14 protein-coding genes are annotated in these 15,109 nt (G+C 39.8%); 2 read left to right on the top strand and 12 right to left on the bottom strand.

Features of this window, described 5'->3' with window-relative positions; translation table 11 throughout:
- Positions 1-5: 5 nt before the first annotated feature.
- From brxC to H8S07_RS11290, 7 genes are all read right to left on the bottom strand, one after another.
- Positions 6-3,617, bottom strand: a complete 3,612-nt coding sequence (gene brxC / locus H8S07_RS11320; protein WP_186856038.1) for a BREX system P-loop protein BrxC — start codon at positions 3,615-3,617, stop codon at positions 6-8.
- An 18-nt stretch (positions 3,618-3,635) separates the two neighbouring features.
- Positions 3,636-4,223, bottom strand: coding sequence for a DUF1788 domain-containing protein (locus H8S07_RS11315; RefSeq protein ID WP_186856037.1), 588 nt, complete (start codon positions 4,221-4,223; stop codon positions 3,636-3,638).
- Positions 4,224-4,225: 2 nt separating this feature from the next.
- On the bottom strand, positions 4,226-4,816 hold the full coding sequence (locus tag H8S07_RS11310) for a DUF1819 family protein (protein ID WP_186856036.1): 591 nt from the start codon (positions 4,814-4,816) through the stop codon (positions 4,226-4,228).
- Positions 4,816-5,037, bottom strand: a complete 222-nt coding sequence (locus H8S07_RS11305) for a helix-turn-helix domain-containing protein (protein WP_186856035.1) — start codon at positions 5,035-5,037, stop codon at positions 4,816-4,818. The genes H8S07_RS11310 and H8S07_RS11305 overlap by 1 nt, the downstream gene beginning before the upstream one ends.
- 148 nt (positions 5,038-5,185) lie before the next feature.
- On the bottom strand, positions 5,186-6,016 hold the full coding sequence (locus H8S07_RS11300; protein ID WP_186856034.1) for a zinc ribbon domain-containing protein: 831 nt from the start codon (positions 6,014-6,016) through the stop codon (positions 5,186-5,188).
- 42 nt (positions 6,017-6,058) lie between these two features.
- Positions 6,059-6,730, bottom strand: coding sequence for a vWA domain-containing protein (locus tag H8S07_RS11295; protein WP_186856033.1), 672 nt, complete (start codon positions 6,728-6,730; stop codon positions 6,059-6,061).
- 81 nt (positions 6,731-6,811) lie between these two features.
- Entirely contained in the window at positions 6,812-7,357 is a 546-nt protein-coding gene (locus tag H8S07_RS11290; RefSeq protein ID WP_186856032.1) for a hypothetical protein, read from the bottom strand.
- 270 nt (positions 7,358-7,627) lie between these two features.
- Between H8S07_RS11290 and rd the strand changes: the two genes are divergently transcribed.
- A complete protein-coding gene (rd, locus tag H8S07_RS11285; RefSeq protein ID WP_021860312.1) occupies positions 7,628-7,792 on the top strand; it encodes a rubredoxin in 165 nt (54 codons plus the stop codon).
- A 46-nt stretch (positions 7,793-7,838) separates the two neighbouring features.
- On the opposite strand, the gene H8S07_RS11280 is transcribed toward rd, so the two are convergent.
- Complete coding sequence (locus tag H8S07_RS11280; RefSeq protein WP_117538027.1) at positions 7,839-8,507, bottom strand: Crp/Fnr family transcriptional regulator; 669 nt, start codon at positions 8,505-8,507, stop codon at positions 7,839-7,841.
- A gap of 118 nt (positions 8,508-8,625) precedes the next feature.
- Here H8S07_RS11280 and H8S07_RS11275 point away from each other — a divergent pair, with 118 nt between their 5' ends.
- Positions 8,626-9,048: a bacteriohemerythrin gene (locus H8S07_RS11275; RefSeq protein ID WP_186856031.1), complete on the top strand. Its 423-nt coding sequence runs from the start codon at positions 8,626-8,628 to the stop codon at positions 9,046-9,048.
- 349 nt (positions 9,049-9,397) lie between these two features.
- On the opposite strand, the gene H8S07_RS11270 is transcribed toward H8S07_RS11275, so the two are convergent.
- From H8S07_RS11270 to H8S07_RS11255, 4 genes are all read right to left on the bottom strand, one after another.
- Complete coding sequence (locus H8S07_RS11270; RefSeq protein WP_186856030.1) at positions 9,398-10,054, bottom strand: DUF4230 domain-containing protein; 657 nt, start codon at positions 10,052-10,054, stop codon at positions 9,398-9,400.
- A gap of 153 nt (positions 10,055-10,207) precedes the next feature.
- Entirely contained in the window at positions 10,208-12,445 is a 2,238-nt protein-coding gene (locus H8S07_RS11265) for an ATP-dependent helicase (protein WP_243176017.1), read from the bottom strand.
- A 287-nt stretch (positions 12,446-12,732) separates the two neighbouring features.
- Positions 12,733-13,923 carry a hypothetical protein gene (locus H8S07_RS14505; protein WP_186856029.1) on the bottom strand — a complete coding sequence of 397 codons (1,191 nt, stop codon included), beginning with the start codon at positions 13,921-13,923 and terminating at the stop codon, positions 12,733-12,735.
- A 10-nt stretch (positions 13,924-13,933) separates the two neighbouring features.
- Entirely contained in the window at positions 13,934-15,109 is a 1,176-nt protein-coding gene (locus tag H8S07_RS11255; protein ID WP_186856028.1) for a M20 family metallopeptidase, read from the bottom strand.

Genomic DNA, 15,109 nt, shown 5'->3' with positions numbered 1-15,109 from the left:
AATTACTAGCTCAATGTAATAATTGTATTTTCTTCCAGCTCCTGTAATAATTTTTTCTTCATCTCTGTTAGGAACTTATCGATATCCTGTTCATTTTCGATGGAATACGTTCTTGCTCCTGCCACATTGCTGATCGATACATTCTTACGTTTTTTCGGTTTCGGCTGAACCGGCGGTGTTACAGGTTTCACCGGTTTTGCACCTTCCCCTCCTCCGGCTGGTGTTGCCGGAGTTACAGGCGGTTCCGGTTCTGGCTGCGGCTGATGTTTGATCTCATAATCTGCAATTTCATCCAGACAGCGTAACTTCAACGTATCACTTTCCAGACGGATATTTTTCACCGCTGCGATTTCTGATGAGCCCTCCAGTTTTTCTTTTAAATCTTCATAAGCTTTTATGAATTTGTTGCGGAATACGGCAGCAAATTCTTTCTCGTCCAGCGTATTTAATACTTTCTTCAAGTCATCATCCACGATCGGGCGCATCTCATCTGCTTCCTGATTCAGCAGAGAACCATACTGATCTACGAACTGCGTTGACAACTCCGGAAGTTCCTGAATCTGTCCAAATGGCTTTCTGTTTGTCACGATAGCTTCCATCTGAGCAACATTATCGATAATTTCCTGATCCCGCACATAAGTTTTACTGTTCTCAAACATGCGGATCTGCTGCAATGCTTTTTCGAAGATCTTCTTCTGTTCTCCATGGAAGAAATCAAATACTGGCGCGGTATCTTCTGCATCATCCAGCAAGTCATCCCGTTTCTTGTCTACCGTCTTGAAAAACTCTACCGGCTCTTTGATTTCAAGTATTTCTTCCAGATTCTTCTTCGCCTGATCCATCAGAGATTTGCAAGGCAGCTTCGGATTTACACGGTATTCAATCATAATATCATTAAAGGATTCCAGCTTATCTTTTGCTTTGTTTTTAAAGGTTCTCATAATGGTATCATCGTCATCACTTGACAGAGAGAATCCAAAATAATCCTTCAATACTTCTTTTACGGAACGGATCTGTCCGTCTGTTGCTCTCTCTCGGATATCAACAAGCAGTTTTTCTACAAATTCACGCTTGGTCAGATAACGTACCAGTTCCTCTTTTGTATTGGACAAAAGCGATAAGCTCTGGCTGTTGTATGTCAGAGATACGCGTCCTGTCTTAAAGAGCATTGCCACCAGCCACTGTACATCTTTCGGATCGAAACCATACGGTGCGGCTCCGAATTTATCCTGAAGTGCTTTAAGCGAAGTCTTCACATGTCTTGTATTGTTCAGTGTGATCACCTGAATCACTTCTTCCAGCGCCAGTTTATTTGGCGTTGAATCACTTGTTCCAAGGAAGGACAACTGTCCGTCACTGCCGTTAAATACCGCTGCAATATCGGAAAGCTCCGGTGCGGTCTCCATGTAGGTCAGCTTGCTGTACTGCATTGCCACCAGTTTGCCAAGTGCTTCATTGATACGGTTTGCCGGTTCTTTTGATGCTATATTTGCTTTATCGCCATTTACATAAATGTCTGCATGTTTCAGCGCATCTTCGATATAGATACGGATGCGGTCTTTCTTCTCAATACGCTCATCTTCTTTTGCACGTCGGATGCTGTCGAAGCTTCCTCTTGCGTCGGAAGCGTTTTTATTCAAATATTTATAGATCTTGATAGATTCGGTAATCTCATCTAAGAATGTGCCGTCATTCGGCAGTTTTACAATTACGGTGTGTTCCTGTGCAGAACGCAGACGAAGTGCGGAATCCGGATAATCATCGCCATACGGCGTAATAATGGACACCCCGATGTCGTTAGACTGGTTGCCTTTATAATACCGGTCGTCCACTTTCTGGTTAAACGGGAACATATACCGGTTGCTGTAACGGTATTTCTTCTCTTTGTATATTTCTTCAAAGATAACGGTAGATGCCTCTCCGATAATTTCGCCCATCTCTACATTCTCACTGTTGATGGCATTGTTGATCTCCTGCTCTTCATTTGTCAGGAAGATGTAGATCTCTCCATTCTTCTGTACGAGTGTCTCACGGATCAGTTTCTTTAAGGATTCTTCGATCTTGCCACGGATCTCAATACGGTCATCATCAATATTGGAGATCATCAGCGTCGTAAGGTTATCTATATTTGCTTTGATCTCTTTGACATATTTGATCATAAAGAGTACTTTCAACAGTTCTACATCGAACTCGTCCAATCTGCTGTTATTTTCTGCGTCATTGATCACCTGACTGTGCTGGTGATCGATGAATTTGTGCAGCGGATCGTAAAAATAACTGAACGGCACCAGCACGCCTTCCTGGCTGTCTTTCAGGCGGACTGCTGACTCCTGGAACAGTGCCAGCATGGAACGCGACTGGTCGGATAAGTGCTTTCCACTTGCTCCATGGGTACGCACGGCTGTCAGCACCTGTCCAAGCAGGTTAAACTGATATGGAATAAACGGATAGCAGTCTGCGAAATCTGTCTTATCTGTATATAATTTCTTATCTGCCGTATCCGCTGTAAATGTGATCAGGTTCTTGATAATGGATTCTTTCTGCTCATATAACAGCTTCAATGCTGACTCTGCGATCTCATTTTTTTCCAGAATACGTTTGCGGATAACTTCGTCTACATTGGATGCGGACAGCGATAATCTTGTATCAAAACGTCCCTGAATCTTGGAGAAGTCATTTCCCTTCGTCTTTGTGATGGAGTCAATATCTTCCTGGCTGGTTACAATTACCCATGCTTTTCCGCGGCATGCAGTTCCCAGATCTTCTACGATGGTCTGCAGGTTCAGCATTAACTGCGTATCATCGGCAATGTACTGTCCGATCTCGTCTACCAGGAAAATGACATGGTGATTCGGTCCTTTTTTCTCACAGTAGTCTTTTACGAGAGATACGAATTTCTCGATGCTGAGATCATAGCTTCCTTTGGCATTTTTGCACCAGTTGCGGGCTGCTTCCTCACTCATGAAGTCCATAGACACGAGTGTTTTTACGATTTTATCCTGAATAACTGCAAATGCTTGCCTCTTCTTTTCCCACGTTGCTCCTGCGATTTCTTCAAATTTTTCTTTAAATTCTTCAAATCTGCCTTCGTTATCTAACTGGCGCTCAAATTCTGCAAGATACGGAATGGAACCACAGTAACCTTGCATCTCATTGAACACTTTCATAAACACTTCTACAATCGCTTCTTTGCCGGAGCCGACTTTTGCAGATCCCTTGGAATCGATATTAAAGAGCATGACATCGGAAGAAATCGTTCCCGAATTCGTCATCTTGGCGATCAGCATCGGATCTTCGATCTTTTTGCCATCTGTAAAATATTCAATGGCTCTCTTTCCTTCGATCACACTGTTTTTCAGCAGATAAGAAAGAATTTTCAGGAAGTGTGATTTACCACTTCCAAAGAATCCGGAGATCCAGACGCCCATTTTATCTGTATTTCCATTAATTCCTTTTTCATAATTTTCAAAGAAATCCCGGAAATGTTTTAACAATTCTTTCGTTACTACATATTCATCCAGTTCCTGATATACATTTTCTTCATCAGACTGACCGACTTTGATAACGCCCTTAATATCACGGTCAATCTGTTTCTCAAACATATCTTTAATCTGCATATTTCTTTTCCTCCGTATCTACACAAGCCGGAATGCCCGGTAATAATTTCTGGAATCCATCGTTCCAAATAGTTTCAGATCCTGTCCGCTGTATTCTCCCGGATAGAATAATACAACAGGTACACTGTCCAGCACCTGATGTAAATTATTCAATATATTATGGCTGGCAATGATCGGATGACACTTACCTACTCCTGTCAGGAACACGACACTGCCTTCCAGGTCTTCCTGCAAAATCTTTGAGATGATCAGATTCAGCTCATTCGTCTCATCCAATCCCAGTGTCTCCACCAGGCTGTCAGCCATTTCAAAAAATCCGTTATCTTTTTCCAGGTCAAGAAAGGCTTCCAGATAGCCTTCTTCTTCCAATACCTGAATCATCGTATGAAACAGGTCAAATTCTATAATTTTAAAATCTTTATTGCCGTTATTAATTCTGTCTTTCAAATATGCAATGTGGCTGCGGACTTCCAGTTCTGCTCTCGGATCATAATCGAATACATAATATCCGACTTCATTTCCAAGTCCTTTGTTCTCTCTGAAAGATTTCTCCGAGATCTTATCCTCGATCTGATTCAGCCGTTCTTCTAAACTTAAATGTGCCATTCTTAGACTCCCTTCACTGCTTTCAAGTATTCTCCTAATCCACTTGCAGTCAGTAGTTCTTCTGTCCGGTAATCGATGTGAACCTGCCTGATCGTTCGTGGCTTCGCACTGCTTTCCAGCATTCCTGCCTCGAACATCATTCTTGTGAAACACTGCTTCAGCTTCCGCACTGCTATGTCTGTCCACCCCGCTACTACATCACTCTGCGTTGCTTTATCGGAGAAAAATACATTCAGATCCCTGTCTGTGATTTCTTTCTCTCCCAGGCGGATTTTCTCGTCATATACTTCATGAAGGAAATCAAAAAATAGTCTGCTGTCCATCAGAATCGCAATCAGATTCAGAATCTTCGCTGTCTCCACATCACAGGTGGTAAATGCCTTAAGCACTGCTTCCGGCAATACCGATAATCTCCGATAAGTGCCATTTAACACTTCATATGCACGATACTCTGCTTTTACCTGATAGATATTTTCTTCCCATGCGATCCCACGGATCTCTTCTCTGCTGTATCCCTTTAACATATATTCTGCTGTCTTCCTCGATTCCTGCAGCCAGAATAATTTTGATGTCAGTCCTGCACTGTATTCCATTATTGTCCACCATCCTTTGCTTCTTTTTCGTAGTGAACAATGTCTCCGAAATCACAGTCCAGCTTCTCGCAGACTTTCTCCAGAACCTTCATGGAAACCAGCTCTCCGTTGGTCATCTTTGCCACGGTACTGCTGCTGATTCCCACCTGATTCATCATATCCACTTTCTTCATATTCTTATCAATTAATAACTTCCATAGTCCATTATATGATACTGCCATATGCCCTACCTCTTCGTTGTACAAAACTTATGGTTTACTTGTGTAATTGTACCATACTGTATGTATTTCTTCAATGAAAAGCGCAAATGGCAGCTTTGACTTTGCGAATATTTTATTTGTATTTTTAAATATGATTGCTAAATATTTTCTACTCGTCCTCCAAATACACCTTCAATGCATTATAACAATTGACTGTATTGCTGTCTGCATCATTAAAATTCTGCGAAAAAGTCTGTAAACTTCCTGTTGGATCTGTTGCCAGATTGGTCAATGATATATATGCGTCATACATTTTTGAAAGAGATGCATATACCTCTTTATACTCTTTCGGTGGATTTTTTAATTCCTTCATTAAAGAATTTACCAGGTCCTTGTTATCATTGATTTCATCGATCTGACTGTTAAAATCACTGTCCGCGTAGAGATTTTCCAATGCATCATTAAAATCAGACACGAAATATCCCTTTGGTTTTGTAAATTTATTTGTTTCACTATCACTTTTTTCATAAATAGCATTGTTCCAGACCTGCTTAACCAGATTTCCACAGGTTTCTGCATCACTGGCACCTGAAAGCATGGAATATGCTGCTGTATTTAAGTTTTCACCATATTCCTTACTCAGTTTCTTTGCCTGCGCCGCTGCTTTTGCAGCTTCGTTCTTCTTGTGTGTCTGTACTCCAACGGCTGCAATAATCGCCACAGCAATAACTGCGATTATTGCTATTATGATCATTTTCTTTGATTTTTGTGTAATCTTCACTCCGGTTACTTCCACCTGCTGTGGGCTTATCTCTCCCCCCCTCTCTGGTTCAATCGGGCATCCGCATTTCGGACAGGTATCCGCTCCTTCTTTCAGTTCTGCTCCACAATCCGGGCAAATTTTCTTCTCTTCTTCAATTAATACCGTACCGCAATGTACGCATTTTTTTGCTTTCTCTGATATTGGTTCGCCGCAATTTGGGCATGTTGTCATAGCCATAATCTTTTTCCCCCGTGTTTTCTATTCTTGTAAATTTATTTTCTACTTCTGACTCTTTTCGCAATATTCTTCGATCTCATCTGCCCAGTCATCCTCGAACAGATCATCATAATCCGTGTCATCATTCAGTTCCATATCGACTGCTCTTCGGATGACTCTTCCGATAGTCCGGAAATTCAGCAGGATTCCTTCGGAATCGTTGGAATAAGTAACGGACCGTTTTCTGTCGATTCCGATCTTCTCTGCTTCTTCCCCGGCGTCTATATTGGCACCTAAGAACAGGAACTGCCATCCACATTCTTTTCTGGCTTCTATCTTCTGTCTGATCTCACTGTACGTATAATTGTCACTGGAATTTTCCAGACCGTCGGTTATAATCACAAAAATTACTTTTCCGGCTTTGTTTTCTTCCGGTAAATGCTTTTGCACATTTTCGGTTTTTTCAATCGCCATTCCAACCGCATCCAGCAGTGCTGTGCAGCCACGCACATAATAGTCGTCCTCGGTCAGTGGTTCAATGATCTCAATCGGAAATCTGTCATGAATAAATTCGATTTTATGATCGAATAAAATTGTAGTGACATTTACACTGTTTCCGTCTTTTTTCTGCTTCTCGATCATACTGTTAAAGCCACCGATCGTATCACTTTCCAGGCCTCCCATTGATCCACTTCTGTCCAAAATAAAAACCAACTCTGTTAATTTTGCATTCATGTGATATCCTCCTTTTTATTTGATAATCACATTCTATATACAAAATGAACGGAGTTGGTCTCCTGTCAGGCGACAATATTTTTAAAATATCTGCTGCCCATATGCTTCCAGTACATCATTTATTTCAAACATATCGTAGATTTTATTTTGCAGAAAATACGCTACGATAATATCTGTCTTCGAGCTTCTTGACAAAGTAAATCCTGCGCTGTTCAGCAGATCCATTGCTTCATCCAGCGACAACTCTAACGCAATTGTAAATGCCAATACGGTTTTCTTGTTCGGCACATAATTAATATCGTTGCGTATTTTCGAAAAATGTCTGCGATCTACATAAGCTTTCGTATATGCTTCGGAATCGGTCATTCCGCGCTCGTCTATCATACGAAGTAATCTCTGCGAAAATGTTTCTTCCATCTGCTTCATAAGATTTTCAATCTTACGATTGGATACCATCGTTGATGACATACCTTTCTTGACCTTCTTCTTTTTCATTGTTGAGATGTCAAATTCATCAGGATCGCATGCGTCAATCTGACACTCTGCTGCCTGAACTTTCCCTTCCGGTTCTTCGTAATATTTCTCTATGTACTTTCCTACTTCATCAATCAATTTCTGGTTTGCCATTGTTCTGCCACCTTTCTCTCTGAAAATAAGTATTGGTTTCCCCTATCTGTTACTCACTGGTTATACTCTATTCCCGGGCCTGTCCAATAAAAAGGTCTTGGCGAAGATATTTATATATTTATATATTTAAAGGATATTTTTAAACTTTTTTACAACATTTCCCTTTTCGTAACATTTGTTACATCTATTTTCTTCATTCTTCGTTATACTACTATCACAAGTTAAGAAACAACACATTAACTTATAAATTAAAAAAAGGAGATTTTAATTATGAAAAAATATGTATGTGAACCATGTGGCTATGAATATGATCCAGCTGTTGGAGATCCAGATAATGGTGTTGCACCGGGAACTCCTTTTGAAGACCTGCCGGACGACTGGGTATGTCCGATTTGCGGAATGGGAAAAGAGGTATTTGTTCCGGAAGAAGCTTAATGCTTCTTCCAGGCAAAACGGTTTCGATTTAGTGAAAGAAATTGCGCTATTCTTCTAACTGCAAAGACGCATGATCCAAAACCTCAATTGTCTTTCTACCTGCCAGACGGATCGTTCCTTCTTCCTGAAGGTTAAGAAGCATCCGCGATAACGATGGTCTGGTTGTATTAAGATAAGATGCAAGATCTTCACGATTCATTTGCAAATTCACTTGATTATCTGCATTGCAGTTTTCCAGAAGATATGTAGCAACTCGCTGACGGAGATTTCCACTGGTCAGTACTTCAATTTGATGATTATTTTTATCGGCTTTTTCTGCAAAGACCTGAAGCATATTGAAAACAACTTTGCTATGATGTACACAATTATTTCCGCATCTGCCTCCAAAGAAATTTTTCGATACTTCCAGTACTTTTACAGCATTCTTAGCCTTTGCATAGCCCGAATAAGCCGATTGATGGAGAAACAATTCAATTTCGCCGAAGTCTTCTCCTTCAGACACCTGGTTGATTCTTGTAATTTTCCCATTCAGATTGATACTCCCCACTTCCACATCTCCATTTAATAGAAAATAAAGTTTTTCAGGGCGGTCACCCTGCCTGAATATATATTCATTTTTTTGATATTTCTGTACGACAGCCTGAGAACAGACCAAGCTTTTCTGCATCTCATCTTCTGTCAGGTTATGAAATATCTGTAACTGTTCTAATTTCATATGTTTCGCCCTTCTCTCTGATATGCCCGGCAGTTAAGGATATGAACCCGGCTCTTTGTTAATAGCTATTATAGGGCAGATATATGAGTCTTTCAACGAAAATACGGAGGTTTTTATTATGACAATTACTTTTGATAATAATTTAATTACAGGGAATGAAACCATTGACACACAGCATAAAGAACTGATTGATCGTATCCAGCAGTTTGTGACTGCCTGTGAATCCGGCGACGGGAAAATAAAAGCAATTAAAATGCTCGATTATCTTGACGCATATACAGATTTTCATTTTAAAGAGGAGGAGACTCTTCAAGAAAAAGTTGCATATCCTGAGCTTGTAAATCATCATGCAAAACATGAAGAGTTCAAGAAATCTATCCAGGAGCTGTATGATTTTCTCAATGAAAATGAAGGTCCAAATGAGCAATTTATTGAACAGGTAAAACGTAACGTTGTAGACTGGTTATTCCATCACATTAAAACATTCGACCGTTCTGTTGCTGAATATATCCACTTGCACGATAATTCTGAACGTTTATAATGGATATTAATAAACATAAACTCAGACAGGAGGGCACACGATATGGTTCATCTCAATCCAGAAGCTATCGCTTATATGCAGAAATATAATCACAAAGATATTCTTCTCTCGATAGAAAAGATTACCAGTTGATGTGCGCCTCCGCGTCTGGAGATATCAGTAGGATTTACTGATAAGAAAAAAGAGGACTTACTGGCAGATGGTTATGTTTGCGAGCAAAGTCCTCTTGGTAATGTGTATTATCGCTCTGATGGAGTTGTTGCCACGGGAGATATTTCTGTAAATTATGTAACTTATCCATGGCTTACTTGTTTTGAAGTAGACGGGCTCACCATTAAAAATCAGACCTCTATTTAAACTGTACTACGACCTTACGTCCGCCTACCGAGCCGTCAAGGATCTTATGGATCAGTTCTTTTGCATGGTCATCTGCTTTCTCCAGAAGTGAGGATGTATCTATATCATCATTGTTCTCTATATCTTTTTCTGCCAAAGAAATTGCTTTCTTGGCATCCTCTTTTGTCTGCCAGTTAAAAATGGCTCTCTTTTCATCCATGAACTTGATGGAATCCGGATCCACCTGTGGTTTTCCTAACACTTTTGCATGTGGAATCGTAACAATTATTTCTTTATCTGTAATCTTTTCTTTCACCTCATCCATCTGGATTCCGGCTTTCAAAGTTGCGCTGTAATGCATCAAAAAACTTTTCTTATTAATAAACGGAATACTTCCATCTTCCATCTGCTCTGTGGACGAATAGGTAACCTGCTGTGTTGCGAGTTCACCAACGTCTTCCAGTTTTCCAGAAATATAATCATTGGTAACTTCTGTCTTTGTCATTGAATTGTAAATATTAATTCCACCAACTGCTCCAATGACAATTCCAACAACCAAGCTAATACAAATTGTTTTCACTTTTTTCACTGCTTTTTTCGATGTTTCTTTCATGTTCATTTTTCTTTCTCCGTTTTCCTTTGTTGTTTCAATCTCTTTAAACTCTTTCATCGTTTTTTCCTCCTTATGACATTGCATTTTGTGAAAATGTAATTGAAATGCTTGTCTTTTTTACTTTTGTTGATTCTAAGTATAAGGATTCTGTCTCTATAAATATACTTCCGTTTCAGGGAATTATCTACCTCTATTCCCCTGATATAGAAGTTATAGCTGTAACCACCCTCCACTTGCAGCAACTGCCAGGTTTAATTTTCGTATCTTATCCTTGAACTGTATCTGCACATTCTTTCCATCTACAGCAATCACGGTTCCCGTTCCGAATTTCCGATGCACAACAGTTATGCCGGGATGAATTTTTTCTATCTTATGCTGCGTTCCAGTAGCAGAATCTTTTTTGACTGCATGAGATGCATATGTCAGATATGTCCCGTCTTTCTTATATCCTGCGGGCTCCCCATTTCTTCCTGCCCTACTATTATTCGATCTGTTTCCGTTTTTTCTATTTCCGGTTGCGCTGTTCGACAAGCTACTATAAACGCTTTCTTTTTTCCCGGAGCGAGTGTTTGTCTTCTCCCGTTTTCCAAGAAGTTCCTCGCAAAAACTGCTCTTTCGATTCGTTGTCATAAGCCGTAAATCCTGCTTTGCTCTTGTTGCTCCTACATAAAATAAACGTCTCTCTTCCTCGTATGTTTCTATTTCTTCTCTGGAAGGCTTTGAACTATGAAGGCTCCTCGGGATCTGTGCCGGCAGGATCCCATCCACTACATCTAACATATATACAATTTCATATTCTAACCCTTTACTTGCATGAATCGTAGAAAGAATAAACGGACAGTCTTCCGATGTTTTCTTAGTTTGAATGATTTCTTTCAATTCATCCAGGCGCCGGATCAGATCCTCTGCCGTAGGCTCTAATTTCCCAATAATCTTCACAACTTCCAGCTTGCTGTCATTTATTTCGTTTCTTTGTAAATAATCTTGATACCCCATATAATTTGTAATGCGATTCACTGCCTTGTCACCCGGTTCCTGTAACAGATGTTTCAAATGTGTTCGCATTGCTTTTGCATTGCTTTTTTTATATTCATCAAGCTTGGAACTTACAAGTGCAGCATCCAAGATCGGCAAATCTCTTTCACGGCTGATTTCTATAATTTCCAACGCTTCTTTCCGGCTTAAATATAGTCTCAGTTTATAATAAATCTGCAGGAACAGTTCTTCATCGCTCGGATTTGCAGCAAATTGAATGATATGAACAATATCAAGAACAACCCGATTCGTGAAGAAAGTCACTTCTGCGTTCCGCATCCGATATGGAATTTCCTGCCGTTCCAAAAGATCAATAAGCGGAATTGCGCATTCATGATCCCGGTACAAAACAGCTGTCTGGATTTCACAACGTTTTGCTACTTTTAACAGATACTGATATTGTGCTCTTCTGCTTTTCAAAGCTATTTCCCGTATCTCTCTTTCTGCTTTTTTTGATGCCCGCATATGTTTCTCATGTCGGAATTGATTCTCCTGGATAAACCGGTCTGCCGCTTCTACGATTTTTGCATTAGAACGGAAATTTTCTTCCATCAGGAGTACTTTTGCTCTCGGATGATCTTTTTCAAACGAAAGCAATGCTTTCGGATACGCCGCACGAAAGCCATAGATACTCTGGTCTTCATCCCCCACCATGAATAACTGTTCTGTTCCAGATGCAAGAAGTTTTATAATTGCATGCTGAATTCTGGATGTATCCTGCGCCTCATCCACACAAATATACGGATAAAGTCTCTGAAAATATGCCAGTAAATCAGGAAATTTACGAAGCATATTGTAAGCGTATACCATCTGGTCGTCATAATCCATCAGACCTTCTTTCCGCATTTTTACACAGTATGCCTGATAGATTTCCAACAGTTTTAATTCTTCTTTTTCTTCTAAATGCCGGATTTCTTCTTCTGTCAGCATCATGTTTTTTATGTATGTAATCAATGTCCTCACATTTTTCAGATCACTTTCTGTCGGGTAACTGTGTTCTGTTTCCTGATAGATTTCTATCAGAAAATGAAGGATGATCTTTTCATCCTGCACCAGTTCAAATGCAGATTTACCGACACTCCGGCTGTAATACTGTATAATTTTTGCACAGATTCCATTGATTGTGCGAAATTCTAACCGTTCAGCCAGTTCTTCTCCAAAATAAGATGCAAACCTCCTGGACATATCTTTTGTTGCTGCGACTGTGTATGTCACTGTCAAGATTTTCTCCGGTGCGATTCCTTTACAGAAAATCATATATCCAAGCCTTGTAACCAATACGGTCGTTTTACCGGATCCTGGTACTGCTAAGAGAAGTATCGGTCCGTCTACACTTTTTACCGCTTGCTTTTGTTGTTCATTTAATTGTACAGGAAACTGCCTTTCAAATGCTTCCCATGACATTTCTTTCATGATTTCAAAATCCTTCCTGTTTCTTGATTCCTTTATTTCTTTACAATATTATTATTTTCTGACTTATTTTCTCTGTTTTTATCTGCCAATTATGTCGAATAACCTGCTGAAAATGTCTGTTTCATTCATTTGCTTTTTTTCATGCTATAATAATTATTCACCAAGTGAAAAATAATAGAGAAAAGAACCATTGTGTTATAGATATTACATCGAAATCTATCTATCACGCAATGGTTCTTTTTATTTTCTTTTTATAGTATCTTTTTCTAAATAATAATATCCATTAATTAAAACCATGGAAGAGCACTGATTACAACAGATACCGTAATTGTTGAAATTGTCATAGATGTTACATTCGCTACTGTTCCATGTACACCTTCCGGCAGTTTTTCTGAGAAAAACTGTGCAATCGGTCCTCCTATAATTCCACCGAGAACACCTGCAAATACCGCCACCGGAATATTCGCACCATACATTAGAACACATGCCGGTCCGACACTGACAACCGGAACATACGTTGCATACCAGCCACCATTATCAAATTTTCCTGCATACAGGAACACTCCCGTTGCCGCTCCGACAAACTGTGATAAAATTATAGCCGGTACAGCTCCTGAGCCATATGCTCCATGATTTCCACATACGATTGTGCCAATCACTGCGCCTGCCAGCAAAAATGCAGATGCCACTTCATTTCCATAAAACTGTGCTTCTGTAAAATCTGCAAAAACCCTGCGTACAAACCAGCTTGTACTATATACATCATCTGCCGGTGCTGCCTCCGTCCGATGTGGTTTCACCGGCACAGGTTTTACCCACGGAAGGATCTTACAAACCATACATACAATAATTCCCGTAATTGCCATCGTTGACACATTTGCTACGACTCCCGGAAGTTTCCACGGAGTCACAATTGCGTTTCCAATCCATATTGCAGTAGGGGCACAGATCAAACCACCGATAATGGAAGATGTCAATAATGCCGGAACGCTTGGACCGTAAAGCAACATAACTGCCGGTGGAGCACCTACTACAGTAATAAATGTTGCGATCCATGTTACGGATGAATCTGCAAATCCATTAATATAACGAAATACAAAAATTGCCAATCCCAGGGAGATGAGCTGTGATGCCAACACCCACGGGAATAAGGTACTACTTCCATAGCAGACATCAAATCCTGCATATTTTGAATTTTTGATCGCCAATATCCATGCTACAATTCCTCCAAGTATAATTCCTATTCCGGCAAATACGCTTGCATAAAACTGTGCTTCTGTAAAATTCATAAAGAACCAGGCAATCTGTTTTGGCACAGAATCCAAAATTCCAGAAATCATATTATTATAATCAAATACTGCATTATTACCGCTTAATGCTTTTAAGCCAAAATAAAATACAAATCCAATGACTATACTTATGATAAATCCCGGTAATGCGCCAGTCATTTTTTCTTTCGTCTTTACTGTCTCACCCATTTTTACCTCCTCATAAATAATATTTTTCCAGATATTTCTGATACAATTTTGCATATCTTCTTACGCTTTCCAGAGAAATATGTTCATTAATACAATGTGCAAGTGCATCATCTCCTGGTCCTGCGATTACAAATGGTACAGATATTTCAGGAATGATCTGTGATGCATCTGTATAGAAATAATGTCCTTTATCTTCTGTTGAAATTCCCACCATCTGTGCTGTTTTCATGATCTGTTTCACCAGCGGGCTGTCTTTTGATGTCTCCAATGCCGGTCTGTCATTCATCACTTCAATGGTAATTTGAATTCCCGGTATTTCTTTTCTGAATCGGTCTGCAATCTCTTCTGTACATTTTAAAATATGTTCATGACTGATTCCCGGAACTGTGCGTATATCCAATTCTGCTTCTGCAGTAGGTGGAATAATATTCGTCATAATTCCACCACACAGTTTTGTAACGGATGCTGTTGTCGTTCCCAGAATAGGATGCACCTCCCCGGTTTCCACTTGTTCTTTTAACTCTGCGACTAATTTTTCTACATACTCAACAGCATTAATCCCAAGGTCTGGTCTGGATGCATGCGACTGCTTCCCTTGCACCGTAATTTTCAACCAAAATGCACCTTTTTCACAAGTACCTATTTTCTCATCTGAAGGTTCGCATATAATTATTTCATCAACTTTATTCACCATACCATCTTCTAAAATTCCGCGAATTCCGCTTCCCTTACTTTCTTCATCTGCAGTAAAGCAGAAATAAATAGATTTCTTTGGTCTTTTTTTTGTTTCCAGCATCCATTTTAATGCCAATATCATGGCCGCGTCTCCACCCTTCATATCAGCAGAACCACGTCCATAGAGGATATCACCTTTTACAATAGCATCATGTGGCGGATAACTCCATTGACTGTAATCTCCACATGCAACCGTATCCATATGACCGACAAATGCGATACCGCCTTCCTCCGTTTCTCCATTTACTTTTATGATCAGAGACGCTCGGGTTTTTGAATGATTAATTTTTTTATATACGATGTTTTCTGGTAACATTTCTAATATGACATCCGCAAGTTTCCCTTCATTTCCTTCCGGCTGGCAAGTATTGATCTGCACCAATTTCTGAAGAATTTGTTTGCATTGTTCAGTTGTTATCTGTGCATACTTGTTATCATTTTCTTTTTTCAA

This window comes from Dorea hominis, assembly GCF_014287705.1.
In the GTDB taxonomy this organism is placed as follows: domain Bacteria; phylum Bacillota; class Clostridia; order Lachnospirales; family Lachnospiraceae; genus Dorea_D; species Dorea_D hominis.
The sequence above is the reverse complement of the archived record's forward strand: the minus strand, read 5'-3'. Positions and strand labels throughout refer to the sequence as shown.

Coding starts and splice junctions, on each gene's coding strand:
- brxC (WP_186856038.1), bottom strand. CDS start 3,617: ATGCAGATTAAAGATATGTTTGAGAAACAGATTGACCGTGATATTAAG.
- H8S07_RS11315 (WP_186856037.1), bottom strand. CDS start 4,223: ATGGCACATTTAAGTTTAGAAGAACGGCTGAATCAGATCGAGGATAAG.
- H8S07_RS11310 (WP_186856036.1), bottom strand. CDS start 4,816: ATGGAATACAGTGCAGGACTGACATCAAAATTATTCTGGCTGCAGGAA.
- H8S07_RS11305 (WP_186856035.1), bottom strand. CDS start 5,037: ATGGCAGTATCATATAATGGACTATGGAAGTTATTAATTGATAAGAAT.
- H8S07_RS11300 (WP_186856034.1), bottom strand. CDS start 6,016: ATGGCTATGACAACATGCCCAAATTGCGGCGAACCAATATCAGAGAAA.
- H8S07_RS11295 (WP_186856033.1), bottom strand. CDS start 6,730: ATGAATGCAAAATTAACAGAGTTGGTTTTTATTTTGGACAGAAGTGGA.
- H8S07_RS11290 (WP_186856032.1), bottom strand. CDS start 7,357: ATGGCAAACCAGAAATTGATTGATGAAGTAGGAAAGTACATAGAGAAA.
- rd (WP_021860312.1), top strand. CDS start 7,628: ATGAAAAAATATGTATGTGAACCATGTGGCTATGAATATGATCCAGCT.
- H8S07_RS11280 (WP_117538027.1), bottom strand. CDS start 8,507: ATGAAATTAGAACAGTTACAGATATTTCATAACCTGACAGAAGATGAG.
- H8S07_RS11275 (WP_186856031.1), top strand. CDS start 8,626: ATGACAATTACTTTTGATAATAATTTAATTACAGGGAATGAAACCATT.
- H8S07_RS11270 (WP_186856030.1), bottom strand. CDS start 10,054: ATGAAAGAGTTTAAAGAGATTGAAACAACAAAGGAAAACGGAGAAAGA.
- H8S07_RS11265 (WP_243176017.1), bottom strand. CDS start 12,445: ATGAAAGAAATGTCATGGGAAGCATTTGAAAGGCAGTTTCCTGTACAA.
- H8S07_RS14505 (WP_186856029.1), bottom strand. CDS start 13,923: ATGGGTGAGACAGTAAAGACGAAAGAAAAAATGACTGGCGCATTACCG.